Consider the following 15,052-nt stretch of genomic DNA (forward strand, 5'->3'; position numbering starts at 1 on the left):
GCCTGCATGTGCTGGCGTACAACCTCAAGCGGGTGATGCGGATTCTGGGGGTGGCGAAGATGATGAAGGCGGTGCGCTTGGTAGGGGCGTGAGCCTTCTTCAACACATCAGCGCTTGCGCAGCACATCGAATGCCTGCGAAACCCCCACACGCGGAACAAGACCGTCGGATCGCTCGAGACGTCGTCAGAGCTCTGTAAACGCGATGCTTCGGCATCCTGGATGCACCGCTGGAGTTTCCACACAGCCTCGGCCCGAAGCGGAAGTAGCTCCTGCTCAAGAGCGGTCGTCCGAACTGTTGGGTTCGGTCGTCGCCGTCGGTGACTGCCGAATCCCAAGTCTTTAGCTGGGCAAGGCAGTACGAAGATGCACGTCTTCGCGTGGCCTTTTGTTTCCCAAGGCGATTTTTAAGGCTGGAATTCCGCTGCCTTCTAATGTCAAGCCCGCGCCGTGTCCAGCGGGGATAGCTTCAAGCGGGCTTCGGAAGAACTTGTTATGGACTTGCATCAAACGTAGGTTGACGGTCCCGACCGCCCCCAAGTCTACGTCGAATAGGTCGGGCGGTTCACCATCAACCCTCTTCAGGATAATTTCCGTATACACAGTGCCAATTGGCACGTTAATGTAGTCGTTCGAGCCATACACCGTCCCATCGTCAGCGATCTGGTCGACAAGAAAAGTAACGAGTCGCATACCCTGAGCGGCCAGGATCGCGGAGCGCGCGCCGTGAATGAGCAGCGTGCACAAATAGGTATCGCCGCGCTTGCCGACGACTTGCTGATGGCTCATTGCCGTACGGCTTGGCTGCGCGCCTCCCCCGAGACCACGTGAGCCGTGTTGCGCAGCTGGCCGACCGAGTCCGACGCCCGAAAACGACGAAGCAATGGATGCCTTCGGCGAATCCTTACTTAACGGGCGCGAAGCGTTCTACGCCAAAGCCGATGCCGTCATAAGCCCGCGCGTGCGCTCGGCCAGGTGTTTACAAAACCTGTTAGTACACGTAACAATGCGAGAAAAACATATAGGGGGGTGGCGAAGTTGATTGCTTGCGCGCTGCTGTTCCTGGTCTCCAGTCATAACGCGTGAGGGCCGTTGCGCTCAACTTCCATGAACCGCACCCATCGAATCGTTCTCAATCGCCGCACCGGCGCTTGCCAAGCCGTTCCTGAGACCGCCAGTTCGTCGCGCGGCGGCGCACCGGGTTCCAGGCTCGCGGTGGGCGCCGCGGTCGCGTTGCTGATCGGGCTGGCGGCCGCACCGGCCCAGGCCCAGCAGACCGCCTGGGTCGGGCCCGCAACGGGCAGTTGGTTCACGCCGGCCTACTGGGACATCGGGGCCCTGCCCACCGCGTTCGACGACGTCTACATCGGCATCGGCCCCCCGTCCGCCGTCGTGGTGAGCGCTAACGCGCAAGCGGCGCGAGCGAACTTTTTGGTCATGGGATACGGGGGCGACGGCAGCCTGTCGCTGAGTGCGGGCGGCCAGCTGTTCGCGGGTCGGACCTTCCTAGGGGTCAGTGGCAAAGGCGTCTCGACCGTCGACGGCGCGAACACCTTGCTGTCCACCGGTGGCCTGCTGGTGGGCTACAACGACATCGGGACGTTCACTATCGGCAATGGCGCCAGGGTGACTACTGGTGCCGGCGGAGCGGGCAACGGGTACGCGGTGGAGATCGGCGTCGGGCCCGGTGGCGCGGGCACACTCAACCTGAACGACGGAGGCACGCTGGAATTGGGGGGCGCGGGTGCCATGCCGGACGTGGGGGCCGGCGCGACCGGCCTCTTCAACTTCGCCGGCGGGACGCTGCGGGTGATCAACTCCAACCTCACCGCCGCCATGCCGGCCACGCTCAGCGGCACCACGTCCACGGTCGACACCAACGGATACACCGCCACGCTGTCGGGGCTGCTATCGGGCAGCGGCGCACTGGTCAAGACCGGTGCAGGAACGCTGAGCCTGCTCGGCGCGAACACCTACAGCGGCGGCACCCGGATCGACCAGGGGGTGCTCGCCATCGCCAACAGCGCGGCGCTGGGCCTTTCCTCCTCCGAGGTGAGGCTCTCAAATGGAGAACTGCGTGGCACCGCCTCCACCACGGTGAACAACCCGCTGACGCTTACGGGGCCTGCGACGGTATCGGCCGCGACGGGCACGACCCTGGAGTTGGCCGGGCCGCTCTGGTTCAATGCGGACTTCAATGTGGGCGCCCCGGGCCAGACCGGCATCGTGGCGCTGGCCACCAGCCAGGGCGGCTATTCGACACCGGGTCGCATCCGGGTGAACTACGGCACGCTGCGCATCACGGGCAACCTCTTTGCCTTCATGGCGAATGCGGCACCGGAGACCGCGGTCGCCGCGGGCGCGGTACTCGACCTGAACGACCGTGCGTCCTCCGCCTATCCCATCGCCAACCTGCTTGGCAGCGGAACGCTGCGCACCGGAACGCTCGCCACCACCACGGTGGGTGTAGCGGCCGGCGATTTTTCCGGGGTGGTCGAAGGTGCGGGCGGTATCGCCCAGGTCGGCACCGGCACCCTGACGCTGCGCGGTGCCAACACCTACACCGGCGGCACGCTTGTCGGCGGCGGCGGCACGCTGGCGCTGGCAGGCACCGGCGCCCTGTCGAGCACGGGCGCGGTTATGGTGGACGCAGGCGCCACCTTCGACGTGCAGGCCATCACCGCCTCGGGCACCGGCATCGGCGCTCTCGCCGGTGCGGGCACGGTAGCGCTGGGCGCCAAGTCGCTGCAGGTCGGCGCCAACAACACCAGCACCAGCTTCGCCGGCAGCATCGGCGGCACCGGTTCGCTCGTCAAGCTGGGCAATGGCACCCTCACCCTGAGCGGGGTCAACGGCTACACGGCGGGCACGGTGGTCAACCAAGGCGCGCTGCAGCTGACCGGCGCCGGCTCCCTCGCGGGCGCGGGAAGCATGACGGTGGCCGCGGGCGGCACCTTCGGGCTGTCGGGGTTGCTCGGCGCTGGCACGACGATCGGAGAGCTGTCCGGCGCGGGAACGGTCCAACTCGGCGGCAAGACCCTGGCGACAGGCACGAACGCAGGCAGCCCGTCGACCTTCTCCGGCGTCATCGAAGGCGTAGGCGGCGGCTCGCTGGTGAAGCAGGGCAGCGGCACGCTGTGGCTCGACGGCGCCAACACCTACACCGGCCTCACTACCGTGAGCGCGGGCAAGCTGGTGGTGGGCAGCGACGCCACGAAGTCGGACGCGCGCGTCGAGGGCGCGGTGAGCGTGAGCGCCGGTGCCACCCTGGGCGGCCACGGCGGCATCGGCGGCAACGTGGCAATCGATTCAGGCGCGCACCTGTCGCCGGGCAACTCCCTGGGCACCCTCTGGATCGACGGCAACCTGACCCTGGCCAAGGGCAGCGTGCTCGACTTCGAATTTGGCGCTCCAGGCGGCAGCTCCTCGGTGCCGGGGCTGAGCGACAGCGTCGTGGTCGGCGGCGACTTGGCATTCAACGGCGCCACCCTGAACATCACCGACACCGGGGCCATGGGCCGGGGCCTCTACAACCTGTTCAGCTACGGCAACGCACTCACGCAAAGCAACGGCGGCATCGCGCTGGGCACGGTGCCGGTCGGCAGCTTCGCGCTCCAGTACCTCGCGGGGAGCAAGCAGGTCAACCTGATCAGCTTCGATCCCAACCAGGTGCTGAATTTCTGGAACGCCAACGGCCTGGCCAGCCCGACGCAACTCGGCGGCGGCAGCGGGGTCTGGAGCCTGGCGCAGCCGAGCTGGACCGACGCGCAGGGCTCGGTCACGTCGGTCATGCAGCCGCAGCCCGGCTTCGCCATCTTCGGCGGCGCAGCCGGCAGCGTGGTGGTCGACAAATCCGGCGGTGCGGTGTCAGCCAGCGGCCTCCAGTTCGCGAGCAACGGCTACGTGCTGTCCGGCGACGCGCTGACGTTGGCGGCCGATGCCGCCTCGCCGGGGCCCGTGGAAGTGCGCGTGGGCGACGGCAGCGCTGCCAGCGCCAGCTGGAACGCCACCCTCGCCAATGTCATCGCCGGCAGCGACGGCCTGGCGAAGACAGGGGCCGGCACGCTCACGCTGCAAGGCGCCAACACCTACACCGGCGGCACGACGGTGCGCGCCGGCGCCCTGGAGATTTCGTCGGACGCCAACCTTGGCGCCGCAAGCGGCGGCCTCACGCTCGACGGCGGCGCGCTGCGCATCGCGGCGGGCACGGCGGCGCTGGTGTCCGGGCGCGGCGTCACGCTCGGCGCGGCCGGCGGCACGCTGGACCTGAGCACCAACCTGCTCGCCTTCCTGGGCGGCATTGGCGGCAAGGGCGCGCTGACCGTCACAGGCGCCGGTGGCACCCTGGCATTCATCACGCCGAACACCTACGAAGGCGGCACCACGTTGCAGGGCGGCGCCAGCATCAGCATCGTCGGCGGGGGCTCCCTGGGCACCGGCGCCGTGCAGCAGCAGGGCAGCGGCACGAAGATCGTATTCGCCAGCGGGTCCGGCGCCGGCGCCAACAGCTACAGCGTGGGCCGCGCAGGCAGCCCCGACACGGGAAACCTGCTGTCGTTCACGCAGGACTCCACCGCGGCATCGTCGAAGGTCTTCGTGAATGGCGCAGGCTGGCAGGCGGGCGGCGTCAACTCGCTGCAGTTCGGCGACACCAGCACTGCGGCCACGTCCACGATCGCCAACCGGGGCGGCACGGTGTATTTCCAGCAGAACGCCAGCGCGGGCAGCGCCACCATCATCAACGGCGATAACAGTTTGCTGAGCTTCGTGGGTGCGGCATCAGCCGGCACCGCGCAGATCGTCAACCAGAGCGGCGGCCTGGTGCGTTTCGGGGACACCGCGTCGGCCTCAAAGGCCAGCATCGCCAACGCGGCGGGCGGCGTGGTCGACGTGTCGGGCTCCACGGTCGTCGGAGGCGTCGAGTTCGGCGCGCTTTCGGGCGCGGGCTCGCTGGTGCTGGGGGCCACGCAGCTCACGCTCGGGCGCGCCAACACCGACGACGTGATCGCCGGCGGCATCAGCGACAAGGGCAGCCAGTTCGTCCAGCCCGGCGCGGGCACCGGCGGCTCGCTGGTGAAGGTCGGCAGCGGCACGCTCACGCTGTCGGGGGCCAACAGCTACACCGGCGGTACCGCACTGCACCAGGGCCGCCTGAACGTTGGCCACAGCCAGGCGCTGGGCACCGGCGCGCTGTCGATGGACGACGACACCACGCTGGGCTTCAGCGCCGATGGTGTCGTGCTCGCAAACGCCGTGAAGCTCACGGGCCAGAACGACCCAATCATCGACACCGGCACATTCAGCGCCACGCTGGCGGGCGCGATCACTGGCGGTGGCTTCATCACCAAGCAGGGGAGCGGCACGCTGACGCTCTCGGGCGCCAACACCTACACCGGCGCCACCAACGTCGCCCAGGGCACGCTGAAGGCGGGTGCGGCGAGCAGCTTCAGCGCGGCATCGGCGCACTCCGTGGCCGTCGGCGCCACGCTCGACCTCGCAGGCCTCAACCAGAGCGTGGCCTCGCTCGCCAACAGTGGCACCGTGTCGCTGCTCGGCACCACGGCGGGAACCACGCTCACCGTCAACGGCAACTACGTCGGCAATAACGGCGTTTTGAAGGTCGGCACCGCACTCAGCGGCACCGGCCCGTCCGACCGCCTCGTCATCAACGGCGGCACCGCCAGCGGCAAGACGAGCGTGCTGGTCACCAATCTCGGCGGCCTGGGCGCGCTCACGGTGGGCAACGGCATCGAGGTGGTCACAGCGCAAGGCGGCGCCACCACCACCGCGCAGACCACGAAGGACGCCTTCTCGCTGACTGGCGGCCATGTCGACGCGGGCGCTTACGAGTACCGCCTATACGCGGCCGACGCTGCCGGCGCGGGCGAGAACTGGTTCCTGCGCTCGAGCATCCCCTCCGCGACCACGCCTGCCCTGTCGGCGATCACCTACCGGCCCGAAGCGTCCCTCTTCGCCGCACTGCCGAGCCAGCTGCGCCAGGGCAACCTCTCGATGCTGGGCGACCTGCGCAAGCGCGTGGGCGACGACGACGTGAGGGACAGCGCAACCACGCCGACCGGCTCCGAACGCCGCGCTTGGGCCCGCGTGCTCTCCTCCGACATCGACATCCAGCAAGGCGGAGCCGTGTCTCCGAACAGCAAGGGTCGCCTCACCGGCTTCCAGGCCGGCACCGATCTGCTGGCCACATCGAACTGGCGAGCCGGCCTGTACGTCGGCCAGCTCGACGGGGACGCGCGCGTCAGAGGCTTTGCCAGCGGCATCCAGAACCTGGCCGTAGGCCGCAACGACCTGCGCAGCCAGTACGTGGGCATCTACGGCACCTACACCGCGGACAGCGGCTTCTACGCCGATGCCGTAGTGCAGTCTGGCCGCCACCGCTACACGGTCGAGCCGCTGCTCAGCGTGGGCACCGGCGGCAAGGGCAACAGCCTGCTGGGCTCCATCGAGGTGGGCCAAGCCTTTGCGCTGGGCGGCAGTGGCTGGAGCGTCGAGCCGCAGCTGCAACTGATTCACCAGCACCTGGACCTGGACAACTCCGTCATCACGGGCGCGGTGGTGCAGCCGCAGGCCGACAGCGGCTGGATCGCACGCGCAGGCGTGCGCCTCAAAGGCAAGATCGACACCGGCATGGGCACGCTGCAGCCGTATGGCCACTTCAACGTCTATAAGACCTCGAGCGGCGCGGACATAGCGCGCTTCGTGAACGGCGCCACCACCACCGACATCGCAGCGCCTACGGGCGGCACGAGCAGTGAACTGGCAGGCGGCTTCACACTGGCGTTGAGCCCTTCGACCAGCCTCTATGGCGAGCTCGGCAAGCTGTGGGCCTCGGGTGGCAACGCCAAAGTGAAGGGCTCGGTCAACGGCTCCTTAGGCGTGCGAGTGAGATGGTAGGCGCAGCATATTTAGTGCATCGTTTGCGCGAGGGGCAGCTTCTGGCCGGAAGCACTCTATCCGAACGCGCGCAGCGGAGGGATAGGCAACGTAGATGGCGCATCACTCCCAAGCGAATAAACCTCGATGCCGCGGAGCGTTCCTCCGCTCTCGTAGATATATGCACCTGCCGGCGCGTCCAAAGGGCCGCAGAAGAAGTTTCCGAGAATATGCACTCCCGGCGGCGCAGGCGCGTGGCCCCGGATTTGGAAGTTGATGCTTGCGCAGCCGCATGGACAGCGCCACGGCGTGACCTCGGCACCCTCGAGTTGCCCGAGAAATGCAAGCGCCTCAGGAGTGCCGTTCTCGAGCATCCACAGCGCGAGTGTGTGCTCTGAAGCGGATAACAAACTGTTTTTTTCGTTCATCGCATAACGGTACCTGAAACACAGCGTCGAAGGGAGCCGGCTTTGCCGCGGTGGCAGAGGACCGCTTCTGGCCGACTGTAGCCCTTGTTTTGAATGGAGCGATGGGCCATAGGCATCCTTCGAACCCGCTTAAACCAGACTCTCACCGGTCGAGTGGAATAACGCCCAAGGCGGACGGCTTGACCAGAAGACGTCGAGGTAAGCAGTACGCCTAGATCCCAGAATTTGAACCTGGCTCGAGACTGGATTCCGACAAACCGAACGACTGAGTGAAGCGGACGCCGTTGAACGTGTGTGTACAGCATTTGCAACTCGGAGCTAGGCTGGATGGCCAAAGCTTTGGATTGACCTGCTGCAGGAGGCCGCTGTCGTCGACATAGAGGCCGCTGTAGTACGACGACTCTCCCACGCGAACGAACTCACAACGGTCGCTTTCGGTCAATGCGACCAACCAGAAAATCGGCTCGACACGATCCAGCCGGCTAACCGCCTCGGAGTGAACCTCGTTCCAAGGTTTGCCTACATGCGACAGTAGGAACTTGAAAAGAGGCGTGTAGTCACGACCGCGATGCTCTTTGCCGTGCATTGAACTTCGCTTCGCATCGGAGGGGGCTTCCTTCTTTGTGTTGCGCTGGTCGCGATAGTCTCCACCGACCGCTACATGGGGCCGGTGGGCTGTTGTGTTCTCCTTGCGAAAGAGGGGTGACTTGTGCATTTTGTTGAACGGCGAATAGGAGGGGCACGGCCAACTTCAGCTTCTAGCCGACTGTAGCCGGTCGCGCAGCCATCCAACTTCGCCCTCAATCTACTTGCCAAGTTGCTCGGCGGGAGTGACGCGGCTCTTTTCGAGCTGGGAAAGTTCGCTGACGATGCCCATGCCGCCAGTCAAGGCGGTCCTAGTTCGGGGAAAAGGTCAGCGCCGCGATGCGCTCATCGCTCACGAACCAGTTGGGAATATTGCCAGACTCCCCAGATCGCTCCCACGGTGATGCCGATCCCGACGCTCAAGCCGACCGACAACCCAAACCCGAGGGACAGGAGCAGCATCAACCCGGCAGAGACCAGCCCGATGAAAATTAACGTGACGAAATTGAAGCGCGCGACCTCGAACGTGTCTTTGCCAACACTGCGGGGACTGCGACCGTGCTTGCTGCGCTGCCCCCTGAACACCAAGACATCCATAACAAGTTCGAAGAAGCCGATGCACAGATCGGCCAAGATGCTCCACATTGGGTTGCTCCATTCGGGTGACACCCTGAGCTGTCGCTGTTCTCGTATTGGTCCGACTAGGGTGAGTGTCGGATGACGGCGGAATGTTACCGTGCTTCCGACAGGGAATGCTGTCGCAACTGGCTATCTCGAACGCGGGGTTGACCGTGGTCGGTCAACGTCCGCAGTTGGCCGCTAGGAGGCTTTCGACTGCTTGCGCGCCGCTCGCAATGTTTCGTACGCATCGTTCATCGACCACCATCTTGGCGACAGGTGTGTGATCAGCCAACTCGCTATCGGTGAGTAGCTGCTGACATGGAGGTCGAACAGGGGCTGCCTTCCTCGCGGCTGGCGCTTGGGTGGCTTGAACCGAAACTCAAGCGCGAGATCGGGCCGCGGCTTCTCGACGCGTTCCGCTCCGCGAACCAAAGTGACTTCGTCCGTGGCACCTAGTTCGAGTTCGGCTGTCGAGTCTTCTGATCCTGCGAGATCAATGAAATTGACGCTCTGACCTCCCCCGATTCCTAGCCTCTGAGTCTGGAGGCCGGGCACCGGAGAATGGCCGAAAGAGTCAAAGAACTGCCGGAACAAGATTGAGTCGTCACCTGAGGTCAATAAAAAGATTAGACAAGGCTGAGGCGACGCAGGTGGAAATCTGCTCGAGAGCTTGGGAAGTGGACGACCTGCGGTTCGCTGCATGAAGTCTGTGAGTACATCGCACACGAAGCGGACCTCTATCTCATCCTTCAGATCAACTAAAAGGTGACCTGAACCTACGCCAGGCAGCGGACGCTTCCATAAAGGCAGGCCAGCAAATGCGTCTACGTCTTTTGTCATGGCGGCGTTTGCGAGAGAAAAAGGAAGTTGGCGCGGTGGTCGGCGAGAAATCGAGGCGCTTCACGAGCGTCTCCTTCTGGCCGTTTGTGCGCGCACTCCAAGAAGGGCAGCCAGCCGCGCAGCCGCGGCTTCAGTTGACCGCGGTCTCCTGCATCCGGCCGCCGTCCATCACGAGCACTCGGTCGGCTACGTCGAAGTATCGTTCGTCGTGTGAGATGACAACCAACGTGTGGCCCTGCTCACGCAGCGCGGGCAGGAACTCGCGGTAGAAGCGCGTTCGAAACGCAGGGTCTTGGTCCGCAGCCCATTCGTCGAACACCATGACGGGCCGGGCCTCAGCCCAGGCATGCACCATGGCCAAGCGTTTGCGCTGACCGGTGGACAGGTCCGTGCTGCTCAGCCGACCGGCCCGAACGGAGAGCTTGTGCGCCAGGCCCAACCGGAGAGCTTGTGCGCCAGGCCCAACCGCTCCAGCGCGGCCTGTGCGGCGGCGTCGCGCTCGGCCGGCGGCGCATCGGTGTCGGGCAGTTCCTCGAACAGGTGAAAGTCCGATAACACGGGTGAGAAGAGCTGGCGGTAGGCGTCTCGGCCGGCATCGTCCACCTGCCGGCCGTCCAGCAGCAGCTCGCCTTGCTGCGGCCGGTACAGCCCGGTCAGCAGCTTGAGCAGCGTGGTCTTGCCAGCGCCGTTGTCGCCGGCGATGAACAGAATCTCGCCACGGCGCAGCTGCAAGTCCAGCGGACCGAGCGTGAAGGGCGCTGCGCCATCGGTGGCTTCGTAAGCGTAGCGAACGCCCTGCAGCGCGATGCTGTGCACCAGCGGCGGCGGCGTAACCTCCGCACTACTGCTCTCGGGGTTTGCGAAGCTGGAGCCGAGTTCGTCGACTCGCCCCAGCGCCACGCGTGCACGGGCGTAAAACGGCAGGAATCACAGCACCTGGTCAAGCGAACCCTTCATGTATAGCAGCGCCAACACGAAGCCGCCCGCCACCTCGGACGGCAGTTGCCACAAGCGCGCGGCCGCGAACACCAACGCAACCAGTAGAAAGTACAGCGCGGCGCTGGCCTCGAACGACAGTGCATACAGGTCGCCGGCCTGCACCTGGGCACGCGCGATGTCGGCCGCGTGACGCGCAATTCGCCCGTCCAGCAGCTGTCGGCGTCGGCTACGGCTGAGCCGCAATTCCTTGGCGCCGTCGCCCAGCGTACGCCAGGCCTTATGGAGTGCGTCCTCATCACTGCGCGCTGCCTCGAAGCGGACGATGGCGCGCTCCTGGGCCCAGCGCTGCAGCGCCAGCGACAAAGCAAGCGCGCTTAACACCAGCACCGCGAGCTGCCACGACAGCCAAGCCAGCCACAGCACGCAGCCCACTACCACGCTAGCAGCGACCACCGTCATGGGCAGCGACAAACACAGTCCGCTGACCATGCCCACATCCTGGGTCAGCACAGGTACGAGCCGATGCGTGCGGTAGCGCTCCAGCGCGTCCAGCGGCGCGGCAAGGATGCGCTGCGCCAGCATGAGCCGCAGCTCCTGGATGATGGCTTGGCCAGTGCGATTGCTCAAAGCACTGGCGGTAGCACGGCCGGCCAACATAGCCAGTCCCAAGCCAGTGAATGCCAGGACCATCTCGGTCAGCGGACCAGCGGGCCGGTGCAGCGCGGCGTTGATGCGGGCTAGCAGTGCCACGGTGGCGGCGCTTGCGGCCACTCCAGCGAGGCCGGCCAGCGTCAGTGCCAAGGCATGGCGGCGAAGGAGGCCAGCAGGGCCAAGCAGCATCGAGAGGGAGGTCATGTCACGCATGGAGTCCGGAACAAGATGTGGACGGGCCCGCGTGGCGTCGGCTGGCGGAAGTGCGACCATACTACCCCCGCCTTTAGGGACGCCTTGAGAGCCAGCTATGAAGGTCCGCTATTGGCCGCATTCTGCCGTAGGCGCGCCGCCTTCAGAGGGCCCATAGCGGACGTCAAGCCCGCTCGTCGTTAGAAGCACCTACAACAGACTTGCGCCCTGGATCGGCATAGTTGAATCGCTGCCGCTCGAATTCGTCTTCCAGGCTGTCGATGCCTTGTCTCACTTTGAGGCGAACTTCATCAGCGGTGATCGGCACAAGCCAATAGCACTTAACGCAACCTTCTTCGTCCGAGAAGTTCTCAAGGTCAGGCCCGTCCAAATAAGGCCGTGAAACCAAGCCGTACTCGCATTGCGAAGAGTCGAGCCAAGGCCGACCGAGGTTGACTGTGTGAGCCCAATCAAGACCGGGCCCGTTGCAGTGATAGTGGGCCACGGCGTACAGCAACTCGACCAAACCCAGCGATTTCCTAGGGCTGAACAGGTGGAGTTCGATTGCAGGGACACGCTTATTGCTCGAAAGTCCCGCGGTTGCGTATGTCCAGAGCACTCGCCTCGCGCCGGGGGGCGCGCATACCACCTTGAAGCCAGGCGGAAGCTCTTGGACAGGCCCTGCGTCGAAAGGACACTCTTCCGTGGGTCGAGACCATATGCGCTCGTAGTGACGCTGAAGCCGTGCGGTGCGGTGCGGTGCGGTGCGGTGCGATTCAAGGATGCTCCCCATTCAGTCGAAATAACAGACAGCAATGCCCGCTTCTGACCGGATTCTGCCCGTCACATGGATGCCTCAAGCGTTGACCTTCATCTGGATGCTAATTTCCGAATAGCTGACAAGCAGGCCTCGTGCGTAACAGCCCGACAGTCGACAGCCTGCTGAACTATCCATATGATGAAATCGTCATTGACCTGATCGATGCCGTCGGGGAGGTGCTCCCCGGCTCTTCTATAGGCTATCCAAGCGATGTAGCAAACTGAGCCGCCAACGGCGTCGATCGCAGTGTCCGTTTCACTAGGGCCGCGACCAAGATAGGCGTACAGACCTTCATCGTTAGCATCCATGAGCTGTTCGTTCAGGTGATCGCCCGTAACTGGACTGCCTGCTTCCCAAGCCTGAAGCGTCGCGACAACATGGCCGATCCCAACTCGCTGGACCTCTGCAGGCGTGAGGGCGTCTCGGACCTGAACTGCAATCCAGATGCAAAACGAGGCCTTGTTCCTTTCATCTAGGGCAACAAACCGTGCCAGCTGTTCGCCGTGTGGTGATTGCATGCTGCACGTCGCTTTTTGGGATAAGTTGTGGAGAGCCCGCAAAAGTCCGGTCCTGCCCGACTGTAGCCGAAGCACATTCGACGATGCGGGGCCCTGAGCTGTCTTTCTGGCAGCGCAATACAGTGCCGCTTAGCGGACTTTGGTTGTGAGTACGCCATCCCGCCGAGAGCTTTTGGAGTTCAAAGCTTCAACTGGATGCCACGCTTTCGGCCGTCGCGCCATCAGCTTTGAGCGCTTGTCCAGCGGCAGTCGCGAGCCATGCTGCCATTCGTGCGGCTGTGTGGTCATATGGTTCGCTCCATCGCGCAAATTGCACCTTGGAGCAGATGCGTGCCTCACTCGGAGATCCGTAAACTCCCGGCGAACACATCTTGACGAGCGCGCGAACACACTAGTCGTCGACAGCGACAGACTCTGCAATCAACGACTCGAAGTACGCCTCCAGTAGGGTTTGAATCGTAGGCGAGGCTCCAAAGTACATGTCATCTTGTTCATCGAATGACCGCTCTTCAGCAAGTGACGAATACTCTTCGAGCGAGGACACATTGTGAACAGGGGTGCTCTTGGCAAGGTCCCAACATCCGGCGAGCGCGGCTGCCTGGGTTCTTGCACCGATCCGCGTAAGAACGGAAAGCGTAGCGGCAACACCTTCCATCCCACAGTTATGAAAATACTGCAGGTGCCCACCATTGCTGACCTGCACGTCGTACTGATGCGCCAACCAAAAGGGTTGATACTTCTTTTGCTTCTGCAGCTTTCGGTGTTCTGCAAGATGCAGGGCCAACGCCCAAAACCGCGCGCTCTCGTCGGCGTCCAACTCAGACTTGGCAATCACGATCAGCGGCGTGCCGACGCAGCTTTTGCGCCACAAAAAATGCTTGGCGAGAATTGACATGGATGTCGGATGCTCCAGGGGGTAAGGGCGTAAGCGTTCGGCGACACCATCTTGACCGTGGCATGGCGGATCAGCTAGCAGTGCGTCTCGCAGCGAATCAGCGTCGAATCGAGGTGAGGCATCGAGCACCCCTGAATCATTGAATACATAGCTTCCCTCGTGCTTGCTGAATGCATATGCAACGGCGCCTCCGAACTTCCAGTCGCCGCGGGTGGTGACGTCGACCATATAGGGTCGACTGGAATCTTCTGTGATCTCTATCGGCGCCTCACTGATCGAGGCCCAGCAGAAGTCGTTCGGGCCTTCTCCTTCGAACATGAGGAAGGAGGTCATCAGGCTGGTAGCTGGGACGTCATCATTCCTGCGCAGAGACAACCGCGGAGGCGCTCTCCCAAGTTCGCGGAACACCTCGGCGACGAGCGACTCAACCCCCAAGACATCGGCGGGCGGTTGCGAGATGGGGATGAACAGACTGTCTGCCACACGAGCGACTGTAGTAGCTCAACCGTGCGCGGAGGCCTGCCAGCGGTGCGGCAGCAGTTCGTCGATGCGGCTATGCGGCTGTGTCGGAAGGCGCAAGAACACGTCCTTCAGATAGCCGTCGGCGGCCATATGCTGCGACGGTCCGAGCACGTACCAGCTCCCGACTTTGAACTCCTACAGGCTGCTCGCGTTCAGAGGAGCACCCTCTATTCTTGGCCAACCTCCCATGGACAGCTTGCAGACACTGCAGTCGCTCGGGATTTCGCTCCCGAGCCCGACCTACATCATTGGCGCCGTTCTATTTGGCCTCATCGGAATCGCGGTCTACCGCTACGCCAAGCGCGCCGGTCGTCCGCGAAGCAAATGGCTCGGCGTCGCCCTGATGCTCTATCCCTACGCGATTCCGCAGACCTGGTTGCTGTACGTCGTGGGCGTGGCACTCTGCGTAGGTGTGTTTGTTGACCGCGAATGAGCCGTCGGCTCTGGATAGGACACCCAATACGCTCAGCCCAGCGACGTCAGCGCCTTGCCAAGGGCTTGCATGGAAGCCATCTCGAAGCTCCCTTCGTTCGAATCGGTTTCATGGAATGAGCACGCCACCACGCGGACCAGCAGGCCATCGGGGCTGTACCCATCAAACTGCGCGTCAGCCTCGAACGACTGTCGGACACCCCGGTAGACGGCGTCCTTGAATATGTCTGGAATCTGTTCCGGCGACACATCCCAGGTGAACGACGGCTCGGGGCCGGACGAAGCCTCGAGGGACAGAACGACGTGAGCGTACCGATGGAGTCCACCGGATTGGCGCACGATTCGACCTTACCCACTCACGGGGGCAGTAACACATCAGCCTACGGCAGGGTTTGATGTCGTTCTTTTTATCATGCGTCGCATCGTCTCTCGGCTCACGTTGCCCAAGCCTTGCTCTTGGCGCGCGGCTCGTTCGAGTTCCACCAGTGTCCAGTGCTGTCTTCCTGCGGGCGCGGCCGTGCAAGCCAGTGCTGTCACCCGGGCTTCGGCATCGGTGTCGTACTGGCGTGGTCGGCCTGATCGGGCCATGTCGAAAACGGCCAGTTCCACGCCGCCCTGCAAATACGCCGCCCGAGTGCGCCACACCGCAGTACGCCCAATCCCGAGCACGGCCATGATCTGCGCCTCCGGGACACCTTGATCCAAGCTGGACAACA

13 protein-coding genes and 1 pseudogene are annotated in these 15,052 nt (G+C 64.0%); 2 read left to right on the forward strand and 12 right to left on the reverse strand.

Features of this window, described 5'->3' with window-relative positions:
- Positions 1-341 precede the first annotated feature (341 nt).
- Positions 342-788, reverse strand: coding sequence for a hypothetical protein (locus AC0IYU_RS18165; RefSeq protein WP_472120135.1), 447 nt, complete (start codon positions 786-788; stop codon positions 342-344).
- Between the two features lie 318 nt (positions 789-1,106).
- Here AC0IYU_RS18165 and AC0IYU_RS18170 point away from each other — a divergent pair, with 318 nt between their 5' ends.
- A complete protein-coding gene (locus AC0IYU_RS18170; protein ID WP_472119692.1) occupies positions 1,107-6,914 on the forward strand; it encodes an autotransporter outer membrane beta-barrel domain-containing protein in 5,808 nt (1,935 codons plus the stop codon).
- 56 nt (positions 6,915-6,970) lie between these two features.
- Here AC0IYU_RS18170 and AC0IYU_RS18175 read toward each other — a convergent pair whose 3' ends face one another.
- From AC0IYU_RS18175 to AC0IYU_RS18215, 9 genes and pseudogenes are all read right to left on the reverse strand, one after another.
- Positions 6,971-7,321 carry a hypothetical protein gene (locus tag AC0IYU_RS18175; RefSeq protein ID WP_472119695.1) on the reverse strand — a complete coding sequence of 117 codons (351 nt, stop codon included), beginning with the start codon at positions 7,319-7,321 and terminating at the stop codon, positions 6,971-6,973.
- A 930-nt stretch (positions 7,322-8,251) separates the two neighbouring features.
- Positions 8,252-8,551: a hypothetical protein gene (locus AC0IYU_RS18180; protein WP_472119697.1), complete on the reverse strand. Its 300-nt coding sequence runs from the start codon at positions 8,549-8,551 to the stop codon at positions 8,252-8,254.
- Positions 8,552-9,497: 946 nt separating this feature from the next.
- The gene (locus AC0IYU_RS18185) at positions 9,498-9,689 is read right to left on the reverse strand and encodes a hypothetical protein (protein ID WP_472119700.1); all 192 of its coding nucleotides are present in this window, start codon (positions 9,687-9,689) and stop codon (positions 9,498-9,500) included.
- A gap of 74 nt (positions 9,690-9,763) precedes the next feature.
- Positions 9,764-10,267, reverse strand: a complete 504-nt coding sequence (locus tag AC0IYU_RS18190; RefSeq protein WP_472119703.1) for an ATP-binding cassette domain-containing protein — start codon at positions 10,265-10,267, stop codon at positions 9,764-9,766.
- 27 nt (positions 10,268-10,294) lie between these two features.
- Complete coding sequence (locus AC0IYU_RS18195) at positions 10,295-11,170, reverse strand: ABC transporter transmembrane domain-containing protein (RefSeq protein ID WP_472119705.1); 876 nt, start codon at positions 11,168-11,170, stop codon at positions 10,295-10,297.
- Between the two features lie 163 nt (positions 11,171-11,333).
- On the reverse strand, positions 11,334-11,942 hold the full coding sequence (locus AC0IYU_RS18200) for a suppressor of fused domain protein (protein ID WP_472119707.1): 609 nt from the start codon (positions 11,940-11,942) through the stop codon (positions 11,334-11,336).
- A 77-nt stretch (positions 11,943-12,019) separates the two neighbouring features.
- A complete protein-coding gene (locus AC0IYU_RS18205; RefSeq protein WP_472119710.1) occupies positions 12,020-12,487 on the reverse strand; it encodes an Imm6 family immunity protein in 468 nt (155 codons plus the stop codon).
- Positions 12,488-12,878: 391 nt separating this feature from the next.
- Entirely contained in the window at positions 12,879-13,715 is an 837-nt protein-coding gene (locus AC0IYU_RS18210; RefSeq protein ID WP_472119713.1) for a DMP19 family protein, read from the reverse strand.
- Between the two features lie 168 nt (positions 13,716-13,883).
- Positions 13,884-13,979 (reverse strand): annotated as a pseudogene (locus tag AC0IYU_RS18215) (transposase domain-containing protein); the annotation flags it as partial.
- 112 nt (positions 13,980-14,091) lie between these two features.
- On the opposite strand from AC0IYU_RS18215, the gene AC0IYU_RS18220 reads away from it, so the two are divergent.
- Positions 14,092-14,337 (forward strand): hypothetical protein, encoded by a 246-nt coding sequence (locus AC0IYU_RS18220; RefSeq protein ID WP_472119715.1) that lies wholly within the window; start codon positions 14,092-14,094, stop codon positions 14,335-14,337.
- A 32-nt stretch (positions 14,338-14,369) separates the two neighbouring features.
- On the opposite strand, the gene AC0IYU_RS18225 is transcribed toward AC0IYU_RS18220, so the two are convergent.
- Together AC0IYU_RS18225 and AC0IYU_RS18230 are read right to left on the reverse strand one after the other, a co-directional pair.
- The gene (locus AC0IYU_RS18225) at positions 14,370-14,675 is read right to left on the reverse strand and encodes a hypothetical protein (protein WP_472119718.1); all 306 of its coding nucleotides are present in this window, start codon (positions 14,673-14,675) and stop codon (positions 14,370-14,372) included.
- A gap of 36 nt (positions 14,676-14,711) precedes the next feature.
- On the reverse strand, positions 14,712-15,011 hold the full coding sequence (locus AC0IYU_RS18230) for a helix-turn-helix domain-containing protein (protein ID WP_472119721.1): 300 nt from the start codon (positions 15,009-15,011) through the stop codon (positions 14,712-14,714).
- Positions 15,012-15,052 lie beyond the last annotated feature (41 nt).

The organism is Variovorax sp. AC103 (assembly GCF_979254005.1).